This window comes from Streptomyces silvisoli, from assembly GCF_029269905.1.
In the GTDB taxonomy this organism is placed as follows: Bacteria; Actinomycetota; Actinomycetes; order Streptomycetales; family Streptomycetaceae; genus Streptantibioticus_A; species Streptantibioticus_A silvisoli_A.
Genome location: NZ_JARJBC010000029.1, coordinates 73,923 through 86,746, shown reverse-complemented (window position 1 = coordinate 86,746; position 12,824 = coordinate 73,923). Strand labels below are relative to the sequence as shown.

At 72.0% G+C, this 12,824-nt stretch carries 11 protein-coding genes; 8 read left to right on the top strand and 3 right to left on the bottom strand.

Translation table 11 applies throughout. The features are described from left to right. Window positions 1-78 precede the first annotated feature (78 nt). Window positions 79-342, bottom strand: a complete 264-nt coding sequence (locus P3G67_RS32065) for a WhiB family transcriptional regulator (RefSeq protein WP_255932689.1) — start codon at window positions 340-342, stop codon at window positions 79-81. A 725-nt stretch (window positions 343-1,067) separates the two neighbouring features. Here P3G67_RS32065 and P3G67_RS32060 point away from each other — a divergent pair. The 4 genes from P3G67_RS32060 to P3G67_RS32045 all read left to right on the top strand — a co-directional run bounded on the left by P3G67_RS32060 (window position 1,068) and on the right by P3G67_RS32045 (window position 5,108). Beyond that, window positions 1,068-1,622 carry a cysteine dioxygenase gene (locus tag P3G67_RS32060; protein ID WP_269855811.1) on the top strand — a complete coding sequence of 185 codons (555 nt, stop codon included), beginning with the start codon at window positions 1,068-1,070 and terminating at the stop codon, window positions 1,620-1,622. Between the two features lie 89 nt (window positions 1,623-1,711). Next, the gene (cofD, locus tag P3G67_RS32055) at window positions 1,712-2,674 is read left to right on the top strand and encodes a 2-phospho-L-lactate transferase (RefSeq protein ID WP_276096631.1); all 963 of its coding nucleotides are present in this window, start codon (window positions 1,712-1,714) and stop codon (window positions 2,672-2,674) included. Next, complete coding sequence (locus tag P3G67_RS32050; RefSeq protein WP_276096630.1) at window positions 2,671-3,975, top strand: coenzyme F420-0:L-glutamate ligase; 1,305 nt, start codon at window positions 2,671-2,673, stop codon at window positions 3,973-3,975. The genes cofD and P3G67_RS32050 overlap by 4 nt, the downstream gene beginning before the upstream one ends. A gap of 218 nt (window positions 3,976-4,193) precedes the next feature. Continuing rightward, window positions 4,194-5,108, top strand: coding sequence for a DNA-3-methyladenine glycosylase family protein (locus P3G67_RS32045; RefSeq protein ID WP_276096629.1), 915 nt, complete (start codon window positions 4,194-4,196; stop codon window positions 5,106-5,108). 136 nt (window positions 5,109-5,244) lie between these two features. On the opposite strand, the gene P3G67_RS32040 is transcribed toward P3G67_RS32045, so the two are convergent. Next, on the bottom strand, window positions 5,245-6,504 hold the full coding sequence (locus tag P3G67_RS32040; protein WP_276096628.1) for a peptidoglycan recognition protein family protein: 1,260 nt from the start codon (window positions 6,502-6,504) through the stop codon (window positions 5,245-5,247). 169 nt (window positions 6,505-6,673) lie between these two features. Here P3G67_RS32040 and P3G67_RS32035 point away from each other — a divergent pair, with 169 nt between their 5' ends. From P3G67_RS32035 to P3G67_RS32025, 3 genes are all read left to right on the top strand, one after another. After that, window positions 6,674-7,429, top strand: a complete 756-nt coding sequence (locus tag P3G67_RS32035) for a TIGR03089 family protein (RefSeq protein WP_276096627.1) — start codon at window positions 6,674-6,676, stop codon at window positions 7,427-7,429. A 129-nt stretch (window positions 7,430-7,558) separates the two neighbouring features. Continuing rightward, on the top strand, window positions 7,559-8,806 hold the full coding sequence (locus P3G67_RS32030; RefSeq protein ID WP_276096626.1) for an LCP family protein: 1,248 nt from the start codon (window positions 7,559-7,561) through the stop codon (window positions 8,804-8,806). A 116-nt stretch (window positions 8,807-8,922) separates the two neighbouring features. Then, window positions 8,923-10,584 carry an LCP family protein gene (locus tag P3G67_RS32025; RefSeq protein WP_276096625.1) on the top strand — a complete coding sequence of 554 codons (1,662 nt, stop codon included), beginning with the start codon at window positions 8,923-8,925 and terminating at the stop codon, window positions 10,582-10,584. Between the two features lie 111 nt (window positions 10,585-10,695). Here the strand turns inward: P3G67_RS32025 and P3G67_RS32020 are convergent, their stop codons facing one another. Further along, the gene (locus P3G67_RS32020; RefSeq protein WP_276096624.1) at window positions 10,696-11,700 is read right to left on the bottom strand and encodes a glycosyltransferase family 2 protein; all 1,005 of its coding nucleotides are present in this window, start codon (window positions 11,698-11,700) and stop codon (window positions 10,696-10,698) included. A 149-nt stretch (window positions 11,701-11,849) separates the two neighbouring features. Between P3G67_RS32020 and P3G67_RS32015 the strand changes: the two genes are divergently transcribed. Next, window positions 11,850-12,806 (top strand): LCP family protein, encoded by a 957-nt coding sequence (locus tag P3G67_RS32015; RefSeq protein ID WP_276096623.1) that lies wholly within the window; start codon window positions 11,850-11,852, stop codon window positions 12,804-12,806. Window positions 12,807-12,824: the final 18 nt, after the last annotated feature.

Genomic DNA, 12,824 nt, shown 5'->3' with positions numbered 1-12,824 from the left:
GGACGGCCACCCACACTAACGGCTCACCGGCAACCCATGGGGTGTCCGGGGGGCTTGACCCCCGGAATGCGGCGCCCCTCAGATGGCCGCCTTCTTCAGGCGGCGGCGCTCCCGCTCGGACAGTCCGCCCCAGATTCCGAAGCGCTCGTCATTGGCGAGTGCGTATTCAAGGCACTCGGAACGCACCTCACACGCGAGACAGACCTTCTTGGCCTCTCGGGTGGAGCCGCCTTTCTCCGGAAAGAACGATTCGGGGTCGGTCTGCGCGCACAGTGCGCGTTCCTGCCACCCGAGCTCCTCTTCCGCCTCCTCGGACAGCAGTAGCTGGAACTGCTCGGTCATGCGCGCCCCTCGTCCGTCGTCGCTTCCCCGTGATGCTGTCGTTACCGATTGAGGCCTAACGACACGAGTGAAATTACAAGCGTGCGATCCGGGGCAGTCAAGCCGAGATCTGCTATTGAGGCCCTTATTCACTCCGAGGAACCAAGGCCATGCAGAAAGTGTTCAAATCGGCCCAATACCCGACACAGCCCGCTCGGCGCTTCGATCCACCTCCCGCATATGTCGACTGAGACGCGACAGATCGCCGCACCGTTCCACCCGTTAGACGGACCGGGGTGGATCACGGTCCGATCACGGATGCGCAACGGCAGCCCACGGTCGGTTGTCGCTGCGCGTATCCCCAGGCCGCGTTGCACAAACCTTTCGCCAGGCCGACCAACCGGTTCAGGTGAAACATTGGCGGCAAAACCGACATCAAGTTGACAGACGGGCCGGCCAACCGGTCTTCTTGAGTCCATGTCGTTCGTGACCCACACGCCCGCCCGAGCTCGCCGCCGCGAGCTCCACCGCGTTGTGCCGGTCCACGGTTCTTTCTCCTGTCGCTGCCACCACAGCTGTTGCCGCTGATCCGTCGCTGAGTCCATCGGGACGGAACCCGCGATTCCGCGAGGCTTCCCCGTACTCAGCGCCAGCCGAGCCCTCCGAGCTCACCCCGCGGCCAGCCGAAGCACCGCAGCGCAGCCCAAGCGCACTCCACCGTCTGCTCCTCCCCGCTAGGACCACCCGTGTACCGCGCCAATCCCGCCGAACCGGCTCCCCAGCTCTCCGACATCTCCATCGCCGGTGACCCGCTCGCCCTGCCGCACCTGCTGCCGCCGGTGCGCAGACACCCGACCACCGTCGCCGAGTTCGCCCGCCTGGCCCGCACCATCGCCGCCGATCAGGGCCGTTGGCGGCCGCTGGTGCGGTACGACGCCACCACTCGCTGGTACGCACGCCTGGAGACCGGTCCCGGGTACGAGGTGTGGCTGCTGAGCTGGGTTCCCGGGCAGGGCAGCGGGCTGCACGACCACGGCCGCTCCTCGGGCGTGGTGACCGTCCTGGAGGGCGAGTTGACCGAGCGCGCGCTCACCGGCTCCGGCGAGGCACGGCGCACGCTGCGCACAGGCGGGCAAAGGGTGTTCTCCACCGGATATGTGCACGAGGTGGTCAACGACGCACTGGAGCCAGCGGTCAGCCTGCACGTTTACTTCCCGGGTCTGACCGAAATGACCTCGTATGCGGCGTGCAGGGCGCGGACCGATACGGAACAGGCTGGTGCCGGGCCTTCGCTGGGTTGACGACCGGCACTCGTCCACATGTGAAACCCCCACCCACCGCCGGGCCACCACCCCCGGAGCGGTCAGCCCTCGACTGACAGACTGTCCCCATGCGCATCGTGGTTTTGGCCGGAGGTATCGGGGGCGCCCGTTTCCTGCGGGGTCTGAAGGCAGCGGCACCTGACGCGGACATCACCGTCATCGGTAACACCGGCGACGACATCCATCTGTTCGGACTCAAGGTCTGCCCGGACCTCGACACCGTCATGTACACCCTGGGCGGCGGCATCCACGAGGAACAGGGGTGGGGCCGGTCCGGCGAAACCTTCGTGGTCAAGGAGGAGTTGGCCGCCTACGGCGTCGGCCCGGAGTGGTTCGGGCTCGGCGACCGGGACTTCGCCACCCACATCGTCCGCACCCAGATGATCGGCGCCGGCTATCCGCTCAGCGCCGTCACCGAGGCGCTGTGCGCGCGCTGGCAACCGGGCGTGCGGCTGATCCCGATGACCGACGACCGTGTCGAGACGCACGTCGTCGTCGACGCGCCCGACGACGGCGGACGCAAGGCGGTGCACTTCCAGGAGTACTGGGTACGGCTGCACGCCTCGGTACCCGCACACGCGATCCTGCCGGTCGGCGCGGACCAGGCCAAGCCCGCGCCCGGTGTGCTGGAGGCCATCGGCGAGGCCGACGTCATCCTCTTCCCGCCGTCCAACCCGGTCGTCAGCATCGGCACGATCCTCGCCGTACCGGGGATCCGCGAGGCGATCGCGGAAGCCGGCGTTCCGGTGGTGGGCCTGTCCCCCATCGTCGGCGACGCACCGGTGCGCGGCATGGCCGACAAGGTGCTGGCCGCGGTGGGCGTCGAGGCCACGGCGGCGGCGGTCGCCGAGCACTATGGCTCCGGGCTGCTGGACGGCTGGCTGGTCGACACGGTGGACGCCGCGGCGGTGCCGGAGGTCGAGTCCGCCGGGATCCGCTGCCGGGCGGTGCCGCTGCTGATGACCGATGTCGACGCGACGGCCCAAATGGCCCGGGCGGCACTGGAGTTGGCGCGGCAGGTGGCGGCATGAGCGCGGCGTCCTACGAGGTACGGGCGGTGCCCGGGATCCCCGAGGTACGGCCCGGCGACGACCTCGCCAAGCTGGTCGCGGGCTCCGGCACCGAGCTTCGGGACGGTGACGTGCTGCTGGTCACCTCGAAGATCGTCAGCAAGGCCGAGGGCCGGATCGTCACCGCCGACGACCGCGAGGCGGCCATAGACGCCGAGACGGTACGGCTGGTGGCCCGGCGCGGTCCGCTGCGGATCGTGGAGAACCGGCAGGGCCTGGTGATGGCGGCGGCCGGGGTGGACGCCTCCAACACCCCTGCCGGAACAGTGCTGTTGCTGCCCGAGGACCCGGACGCGTCGGCTCGGCGGATCCGCGCCGGACTGCGCGAACTGCTCGGCGTCAACGTCGCCGTCGTGCTCACCGACACCTTCGGACGGCCCTGGCGCAACGGCCTCACCGACGTCGCCATCGGCGCGGCCGGACTGCGGGTGCTGGACGACATGCGCGGTGGCACCGACGCGCACGGCAACGAGCTGAACGCGACGGTCGTCGCCACCGCCGACGAACTGGCGGCGGCCGGGGACCTGGTCAAGGGCAAGGCCACCGGAGTGCCGGTCGCGGTGGTACGGGGGCTGGCGCAGGTGCTCCCGGACGGTGAAGACGGGCCGGGCGCACGGGAGTTGGCGCGCGGCGCGGCCGACGACATGTTCCGCCTGGGCACCTCCGAGGCCCTACGGCAGGCGGTCACGCTGCGGCGTACGGTACGGGAGTTCACCGACGAGCCGGTCGACGGCGGCGCCGTGCGGCGCGCGGTCGCGGCGGCGCTCACCGCGCCGGCGCCGCACCACACCACTCCGTGGCGGTTCGTACTGCTGGAATCCGCGCAGGCGCGGACCCGGTTGCTCGACGCGATGCGGGACGCCTGGGCCGCGGACCTTGAGCGGGACGGCTTCTCGCCCGAGCGGATCGAGCGGCGCCTGCGCCGCGGGGACGTGCTGCGGCGGGCGCCGTACCTGGTGGTGCCGTGCCTGGTGATGGACGGTTCGCACGACTACCCCGACGCCCGGCGGGCCGCAGCCGAGCGGGAGATGTTCGTGGTGGCGGCGGGGGCGGCCGTGCAGAACCTTCTGGTCGCCCTGGCGGGCGAGCAGCTCGGCTCCGCGTGGGTGTCGTCGACGATGTTCTGCCGGGACGTGGTCCGGGAGGTTCTCGGCCTCCCGGCCGAGTGGGACCCGATGGGCGCGGTCGCGATCGGCCGCCCCGCTGTGGCGCCGGGCGCCCGGGGCGAGCGTGAGGTGGAAGACTTCACCGTCGTCCTGTAGCGGTTCGCTCCCGCCGGGGTTCGGGTCCTTCCTCGCCCGCCCGGGTTGCCGTTCGGCCGGCGCTTGGCGGAGCGCACCGCCGCGCGGGTCCGGTCAGCGGCACGACGCAGGCCCTCGCCCGTCCGCCCGCGCCACCGACCCACAACGAACCGTGCGCGACGGCGAGCGAAGGCCGAGGGCGGTCGGGTGGGCGGATGGGTGGGCTTAGGCTCAGGGTGATGTTTCAGGACGCACGGACGCGACGATGGCTGCCTGACGGTCCACTCGACCTCGGCCTCACCCTCGGCCCGCTGGGCCGGGGCCCCGGCGACCCCGCCTTCCGGGTGGCCGATGACGGGTCGGTGTGGCGTACCTCCCGCACACCCGAGGGTCCGGGCACGCTCCGCGTCACGATGTGCCACGGCGAGGTCGATGCCGCCGCCTGGGGGCCAGGCGGCGAATGGCTGCTCGACCGGCTCCCGGAACTGCTCGGGTCGCGGGACGACCCAGCCCTGTTGACTCCCCGGCACCGCCTGGTCCACGAGATGAACCGGCGCAACCCCGGGTTGCGCCTGGCCCGCACCGGCCTGGTGCTGGAATCGTTGATCCCGTCGATCCTGGAGCAGCGGGTCACCTCCGACGAGGCGTACCGCGCCTGGCGCCTGCTGCTGCGCCGGTACGGCGAACCGGCCCCCGGCCCCATGCCCGGCCTGCGCATCATGCCGGAACCCAGGACGTGGGCGCTGATCCCGTCCTGGGAGTGGCACCGCGCCGGCGTCGACGGCAAGCGCTCCGCCGCGATCCTGCGGGCCGCCCGGGCGGCCCGCAGGGTGGAGGAGACGGTGTTGATGACTCCGGCGCAGGCGGCCGAGCGGCTACAGGCGATACCGGGCATCGGCCCGTGGACCGCGGCGGAGACCCTGCAACGCACGCACGGCGCGCCGGACGCGATCACCGTGGGCGACCTGCATCTGCCGAACGTGATCGGCTACGCGCTGACCGGCGCGCAACGCACGGACGACGCGGCGATGTTGGAGTTGCTGGCGCCGTACGCGGGCCAGCGGCATCGCGCCGCGCGTCTGATCCTGCTGGCAGGTCAGCGGCCGCCGCGGCGCGCGCCGCGCTTCTCGCCCAACGACATCAGCCTGATCTAGCCGACCCGCCCACCCGCTTGCCGTCGGCCTTCGCCCGCCGTGGCGCTCCGCCGCCTTCGGGTCGGGGCGGTGCGCGTCGGCAGGCGGAAGACCGACGGTGGACGGGTGGGCGGGAAGGGGTCGGACGCCGAAGCGGCTAGCGGCCCTGTAGGCGTGCCGCCCTCTCCCGTACCGCCGCCAGCCGCGCGTACAGCTTCTTGCCCGGGCAGTCCGTGGTGAACCCGTCCCGGTGCCCGGAGATGACGTTGAACCGAGCCGTCACACCGCGCCGGTAGCGGTTGCTGCCGCCGGACAGCAACCGGATGTGGCCGACCGGGTTCCGTCCGTAGAGCCCCAGCTTCCACGCGGAGATCTGGGCGAGCCCCCGCAGCGCCGCCGCGCTGGGACGGTGGTGGTTGAAGGTGCCGATCACGGCGACCCCGGCGGTGTTCTTGTTGAAGCCGAGGGTGTGCGCGCCCATCACCGCCCGTCCCACCCCACCGGCGCGGCCCTCGTAGATGGTGCCGCACTTGTCGACCAGGAAGTTGTAGCCGATGTCCCGCCAGCCCCGGCTCCTGATGTGGTAGCGGTAGATGCCGCGGATGATCCTGGGCACGTCGGAGCACCGGTAGCCGTTGCCGGTCGCGGTGTGGTGGACGAAGATCGCCCGCACGGTGCGGGTGTAGAGGAACCCGCCGGACCGCAGGTGCTCGTTGGCGTGCCAGCCCGCCCGGACCACGATGCGCGGGCGTGGCGCGAGGTGCCTGTTGGGCTCCTGCCGCTCCGTGGGCTCGGCGGCGAGGACGTCCGAGTCACCGGACTCGTCGGACTCGGACGACTCCGCGGACTCGTCGGACTCGGAGTCGGGCGCGCCCGGGTCGACCATGTCGAGCCGCAGCCCGTCGGGCAGTTCGGGACTGCCCCCGCTACGGCCGCTGGGCCGCGGTACGACCCGGACCTGGATGCCGTTGGAGTCGCCGACCCACAGCGGCGCGGTGCCGCCGCGCGCCCGGCCGGTGGCGCGGTCGGGCGAGTCGAGGTCGGGCACGTCGTCGTTCTCGGCCTCCACCGACCGCCAGGGCGACCACGCGCCGGTGCGCACCGACCGGCTGCGCACCTGGACGGTGGCCTGGAGCCCGGTGGTCGCGCTGTTCCAGGTGATGCCGAGCATCGAGAACGGTTTGACGTCCCGTGCGGTCAGCCCCATTGCACCCGGGGCGAGGCCGCGTTCGGCCGGAAGACGGGTCAGGGGCAGGGTGTGGGTGCCACCCAACGCCGCCCTGGCGGCGGCCTTGCTGGTGGCGGGGGCCTTGCCCAGGACGGAGGCGGAGGCCGCGCTGGGCACGGACGCGGGTACGAGGAGCGCGGCCGTGCACGCACAGGTGGCACCGATCGCGGAAGCAAGGAATGCACGCATGACCTAAATAGTGACATAACGGGCAAATATGGCGACTCGTTATATGTCACGCCGTCAGCCGAGGAGCCGTCAGGCCACCGCCCAGCCACTCGAACACCGGCGTCTGACCAGCGGCCGAGCCGTGCGAAACCCCGCCCCGCCTCCGGCCGGGGCCACGTACGCTGACCGCGTGAACGACACCGCCCGCACCCCGGCCGACCTCCTGCGCTCCGCGCTCGCCGCGGACCCCGCCCGTCCGCTGCTGACCTTCTACGACGACGCCACCGGCGAGCGTGTGGAGCTGTCGGTGGCCACCTTCGCGAACTGGGTGGCCAAGACCGCCAACCTGCTCCAGGACGACCTGGCCGCCGAGCCCGGCGACCGGGTCGCGCTGCTGCTGCCCGCCCACTGGCAGACCGCCGCCTGGCTGCTCGCCTGCTTCTCCACCGGCGTGGTCGCGGAACCGGGCGGCGATCCGGCCGCCGCCGACCTGGTGGTCAGCGGCCCGGACACCCTGGAGGCCGCCCGGGCCTGCCGCGGCGAGCGGGTGGCGCTGTCGCTGCGGCCGCTGGGTGCCCGCTTCCCCCAGCCGCCGGAGGGCTTCCTGGACTACGCCGTCGAGGTACCCAGCCAGGGCGACCGCTTCGCCCCGTACTCCCCCGTCGACCCCGACGCGCCCGCCCTGGTGCTGCCCGGCGGCGAGGAGCTGACCGGGGCGCAGGTCGTGGAGCGGGCCCGGCGCGGCGCCGAGGAACTGGGGCTGACCCCCGGCTCCCGGCTGCTGTCGGCGGCCGACTACGACGACTGGCAGGGGCTGGCCGCCGGGCTGCTGGCGCCGCTGGCGGCGGGTGGCTCGGTGGTGCTCTGCCGCCATCTGGACCGGCTCGACGAGGACGCCCTCCAGCGCCGCCGGGAGGCCGAGCGCGTCACCCACGCGGCGCTCTGACCGCCGCGGCGTCACCCACGCGGCGCTCTGACGGCCGCGGCGTCACCCGTTCGGCCCCCACCCGCGGGCCGCACCGGCCGATCCGGGGGACGATCGACGGATCCGTACCGCCGAGCGTTGGGGGCCGCCGTGTCCGACAGGGAAGGGCCGCCCGCCCGGTGGGCACGCCGGTACCTACCCGCGCGCCCGCCGGGCGATCCCCGCAGACGGCCCCTTCGCCGCCAGCGCTGGCTGCGCTGCGTCGCGCTGGCCTCGGCGCTGCTGCTGGTGGTCGGCGCCGGGGTGATCTGGCTGCTCTACGAGCACCTTGAGGACAACATCCGCACCGACACCGGCGCGGAGGCCGAGCTGCGCCGCCACATGGCCGAGCGCCCGCCGCCCGGCGCCAACGGCACCGACAACGTGCTGATCATCGGTACCGACAGCCGCGGCGGCGCCAACGGCGCGTACGGCGCGGACAGCGGCACCGCCCGCTCCGACACCGTGATCCTGCTGCACCTGGCGGCCGGGCGGGGCAGCGCGACCGCGGTCAGCATCCCGCGCGACCTGATGGTGAACGTGCCGAGCTGCCGCAAGCCGGACGGGCACCAGACGACCGCGCAGTTCGCCCAGTTCAACTGGTCCTTCGCCTGGGGCGGCGCGGCCTGCACGATCCGTACCGTGGAGCAGCTGACCGGCATCCGCGTCGACCACCACGTGCAGCTGGACTTCACCGGCTTCAAGCGGATGGTGGACGCCGTCAACGGCGTCGAGGTCTGCGTCCCCTACCGGGTGCACGACCGCGACGCCAAGCTGGACCTCGCCGCGGGCCGCCAACTGCTGCACGGCGAGCAAGCGTTGGGCTACGTACGCTCCCGGCACGGCTTCGGCGACGGCAGCGACACCGAGCGGATGGACCGGCAACAGGGCTTCCTGGCCTCGCTGGTGCGCAAGATGCAGAGCAACGGCGTGCTCTACAACCCCGCCAAGCTGTACCCGGTGCTGGACGCCGCGACCTCGTCCATCACCGCCGACCCCGGGCTGAACTCGCTGACCAAGCTGTACGACGTGATCCGCGGCCTGCAGAAGACGCCGACCGACCAGATCCGCTTCCTCACCGTGCCGCGCGAGCCGTACGTCGACGACTACAACCGGGACCAGTTGATGCACCCGCAGGCCGACCAGCTGTTCGCCGCGCTGCGCGCGGACCAGCTGGTGGCGGTACGGCCGCCCGCCCCGACCAGCACCGCGGACCAGCCCCCGCAGGACCGGGCCGGCGGCGATCAGGCGCCGCCCGGAGCGGACGACGGCAAGGCGCCGCCACCGTCGCCCAGCACGATGCCCACGTACCTCGGTACCACCGCGGCCCATGACGGGTGCGACCAAAAGCACCATTAGCCAAAAAGCGCCAAATAAGACAACAATCCGATCGCTGATTTGTCACGAGAGCGGTTAAGACGCTGAACTTGGCCGCTAAGTGTGAACGCCTCGCAGCGACGGAGGGCTCGGCGACCGTGGACGCGCAACGCCGTGGGGAGACCGACCCCGCCGACCAGTGGGTGCTCGATCCGCAGACCGGAACGTACCAACTGCGGCTGGACGCCCCCGGGCAGCCGGACGTCAGCACGCCGACTCCCGGCGAACCGGCGCCTGTTCAGGACACCGCCGCGCCCACCGGGAACGCCCCGCGCGCTTCCCGTAGGGCGAACGGCCGCCGCAAGGCCAAGCCCAAAGCGTCGAGGAAGCGCAGGGCGCTGGTGTGGACCGCGGGCGGCGTCGGGTTCGCGCTCGTCGCGGTGAGCATCGGCGGCTACCTCGTCTACCAGCACTTCAACAACAACATCAACACCGTGGACGTGGGCGACGCGGGCAGCCGGAACGCCACGACCGACGGCCCGATGAACATCCTGGTGATCGGCACCGACAGCCGGGTGGGCCTCGGCCACCAGTACGGGGACGCGGGCAGCGTCGGCCATGCCGACACCACGATCCTGTTCCACGTCTCCAAGGACCGCAGCAACGCCACCGCGTTGAGCATTCCGCGCGACCTGATCACCGACATCCCGGACTGCCCGACCAGGCAGAAGGACGGCTCGACCAAGGTCATCCCCGGCGAGCACAACGTGCGCTTCAACACCAGCCTCGGCCAGGAGGGCCGCGACCCCGGCTGCACCATGCGCACCGCGGAGGCGCTCACCGGACTGAAGATCGACCACTTCATGATGGCCAACTTCAACGCGGTCAAGGACCTTTCGACGGCGGTCGGCGGGGTTGACGTCTGCCTGGCCAAGGACATCGACGACAAGGGCGGTTCCGGTCTCAGGCTGAGCAAGGGCCACCATGTCGTGGAGGGTGAGCAGGCGCTGGCGTTCGTCCGCACGAGGCACTCGGTGGGATTCGGCGGCGACCTCGACCGCATCAAGCTCCAGCAGCAGTTCCTGAGTTCGCTGATCCGCAAGATGAAGTCCAGCGGCACCCTCACCGATCCGCAGAAGCTGTGGTCGCTGGCGGACGTGGCGACCAAGGCGCTCACCGTCGACACCGGGATCGGTTCGGTGAAGAAGCTCAGCGAGCTGGCGCAGGACCTGAGTTCGGTGCCGCCGAAGAACATCACCTTCGCGACGGTGCCGGTGGTGGACAACCCCGCGGAGAAGGTGCACACGAGCGTGGTGCTCAACAACCCTTCCGCGAAGGAGCTGTTCGAGATGGTGCAGGCGGACAACTCGCTGACGTCGGTCAGGACCAAGGCGTCCGCGTCCCACGCGCCCAGCCCGTTGGACGGCCCGAAGGCCGCGCCGATCAACGTACGGGTCAACGTCCTCAACGGCAGCGGTACGTTCGGCGCCGCCCAGGCGACCCTCGACTGGCTGCAGAACACCGAGGGCGTCACCCGGTCCAGCAACGGCGGCAACGCGCCCGGCACCATCGACAAGACGACGCTGGTCTACGCCCCCAACCAGGCCGACCAGGCCCGCCGCCTGGCAGCGATGATGGGCCTGTCCGCCGCGGCCCTGAAGCAGGGGACGACGAACGCCGCACCGCGCGCCCCCATGACCCTCACCCTCGGCAAGGACTTCACCACCCCCGGCAAGCCGCTGAGCCCCCCGCCCGCCCCGACGACGGCCCCCACGGACGTCCAACACGTCCAGGCCGACGAGGACATCTGCGCCAAGTGAGTTGAGCCCGTCCGGCGCTTGAGGACATTGCGCGCGGCCGGGTTGGGGGCGCCGGGGCACGGCCCGCAGGAAACAGGGCACAACCCAGCGCCCCACCCGGGCGGGAGCGGCCTAGCGGCGGCTGGCGATGACGCGTCGCGCGAGCGACTTCGGGCTGGTCAGGAACCCCCAGCCCCACGACATGTGCATGGTCGCCAGCGCGACGGGAATCCGAACCCGGGCCGCGGCGTCGAGCCCCTTCCCCGCGGGAACCGACCCCAGGGCGATCCCCGCCACATAGGCACCGGGCACCACCCAGCCCACGGGATGCACCAGCGCACCGACGACCGCCCCCGCCGCGATCCCCAGCACCGCCGCGGGCGGCGCGAGGTACCGCAGGTTGATCGACCCCGAGTGGTACCGGGCGACCACATGCCGCCACCGCCCGTAGTTTCGGTACTGCTTGGCCAGCTCCCGCACGTTCGGCCGGGGCCGGTAGGAGACCCTCAGCTCCGGCGAGAACCAGATCAGCCCGCCCGCCTCACGGATCCGGAAGTTCAGCTCCCAGTCCTGCGCGCGGACGAACTCCTCGTTGTAGCCGCCCTGCCGCTCCAGCACCTCACGCCGGAAGACGCCCAGATAGACGGTCTCGGCCGGACCCGCCTGCCCACCGGTGTGGAACGCGGCGTTCCCCACGCCGATCTTGGAGGTCATCGCCGCGGCGACCGCCCGCTCCCAGGCGTTCTCGCCCTCGGCGTGCATGATCCCGCCGACGTTGTCGGCCCCGGTCTCCTCCAGCAGCCGCACGGCGGTGGCGATGTAGTTCGCCGAGAGCATCCCGTGCCCGTCCACCCGGACCACGATCGGATGCCGCGACGCCTTGATCGCCGCGTTGAGCGCGGCGGGCGTACGACCCGTCGGGTTCGGCACCGTGTGCACCCGCGGGTCCTCCGCGACCAGCTCCGCCGCGATCTCGTCGGTACGGTCGGTGGACGGCCCGAGCGCGATCACCACCTCCAGTTCGCCCGGATAGTCCTGGGCCAGGATGTGCCGCACGGACTCGCGCAGATGGCGCTCCTCGTTGAGCACCGGCATGATCACGGAGACGGCGGGCGGGGAGGTGTTCACGGCGTTCATCGGCCGACACGTTACCGCTAACGGCGGAACCCGGCGCGCGCCGCCCGGGTGGCCCCCGCCGGTACGGCGGCGTGGGCGGCCCGGCCACGGCCGCCCCGCACCTAGCGTGAAGGGTTCCGCAGGCCGTACCCGGGGAGGTCCCGCCACCCATGCCCGCCTCAGTCCCATGGCGCCCGCCGCGCCCTCATCCGTACCGCCCCTGGCTCCGCGACCGCCGGCTGCTGCGCATCGCCTCGGCCGTCTCGCTGGCGGTGCTGGCCACCAGCGGCCTCGGGTACGGCGTCCACGCCTTCGGCGGCTTCGGCAGCCGTCCGCCGAAGCCCGGCCCGGGAGTGAACACCCTGCTGGTCGGCACGGACCGGGCGTGCCAGTGCGCGGAAACGATCATGCTGGTGCATCTGTCCCAGGACCGGTCGCGGATCTCGGTGGTCAGCATCCCCCGCGACTCCTACGTGCCGTTCTCCGAACTACCGCCGCGCAGGGACCGGTTCGGCGAAACGATTCGGCCAGGGCGGATCAACGCGGCGTACGCGCTCGGCGGCCTGCCGCTGACCATCCGCACGGTCGAGCGGATGACCCGCGTCCACATCGACCACTACGCGCAGCTGGACCATGCCGCCCTGGTCAGCACCGTGGACGCGCTCGGTGGCGTCCCCGTCCACGTCCGGCATCCGCTGCACGACCCCGCCTCCGGCCTCGACCTGCCCGCGGGCGAGAGCCTGCTCAACGGCGACCGGGCCCTGCGGTACGTGCGCTACGCCGATCCCAGCGCGGACATCGGCCGAATGCGGCGGCAGCGCGAGTTCGCGGCGGGCGTGCTGGACCGCGCGCGCTCCAGCGACCCCACCGCCCTGAAGCGCGCCATCGACGCCATCCGGCACTCGGTCCGCACCGACACCCCACTGACCCCCGCCGACGCGGTACGTGACCTCCGCCCCACCAGGACCGAGTTCGCCCCGGTCCCGGCCGCCGACGTCAACTACCAGGTTCCCGGCGTCGGTTCGACGGTGAAGTGGGACGACACCAAGGCCTCCGTCCTCTTTCGCGCGATCCGCCAGGACCGCCCGATCCCGGCGAAGATCGGCGAACGGCAGGGCAACGGATGAAGGGCGGGCAGGGTCCCG